Source organism: Janthinobacterium sp. FW305-129, assembly GCF_020858115.1.
Taxonomy (GTDB): domain Bacteria; phylum Pseudomonadota; class Gammaproteobacteria; order Burkholderiales; family Burkholderiaceae_D; genus Janthinobacterium.
Genome location: NZ_JACYMM010000047.1, coordinates 1 through 798 on the forward strand (window position 1 = coordinate 1; position 798 = coordinate 798).

Below are 798 nucleotides of genomic sequence, written 5' to 3' on the forward strand. Positions count from 1 at the left end.
CACGTTGCCTGCGGTGTTATTCAAGTTCGCGACGTTCAAGGTCGCGTTGCCGGCCACGGCCTGCAACTGGCCCTTGGTATTGTCGATGTCAGCACCGTTCAATGCCAGGTTGCGCCCGGCGGCCACGGTGCCTTCCGTATTGTCCAGGCTACCGACGTTCAACCCGGCATCCTGCACCGTCACGATGCGGCCCTTGTTGTTCAGCAACGTATCCGCATTGACCAGCGCATCGCCATTGCCCTCGATCTTGCCGCCCGTGTTGTCCAGCAAACCCGTGCTGTTGATGCTCATCAAACCGCTACCCGTTTGCGCCAGGCTGCCGGTGCGATTGTCCAGCGTGCCGGTGTTGATGGTCAGCTGATTGGCGATGGTGGTGGCGTTGCGGTGGTCGAAGGCCGCCGCCGTGATGTCGAGCTTGCCATTGCCCGTGATCTTGCCGAACTGGTTGTTGAACTGACCCGCGTGGATGGCCAGCACGCCTGCACCCGCGTGTTCCAGCTTGCCATTGATATTCGTCAACACCGTCGCGTTCAAGGCCAGGTTCGCGCTGTTGACGGCGATGCGGCCGGTCGTGTTGTCCAGCTTGCCAGTGGTGATGACGGTGTCGCCCGTGCCCGTCTGCGCGATGTCGCCGCTGGCGTTGTTCAGGTTGGCCACGTTCAATTGCAACTGACCTGCCACCAACTGGCCCTGGCTGTTCACCAGCGACTGGGCGTTATTCGCATTGGCGGTAATCGCCAGCAACTTGCTGGCAGAAATGACTGCCTTGTTGGTGATGACATCGCCAGCAAGGGCCGT

Annotated in this window: 1 protein-coding gene; it reads right to left on the reverse strand. The window is 60.9% G+C overall.

The window, feature by feature from the left end:
- Positions 1-798, reverse strand: a 798-nt coding sequence (locus IGS61_RS27750; protein ID WP_230542507.1) for a hypothetical protein, incomplete at both ends; no start/stop codon positions are given.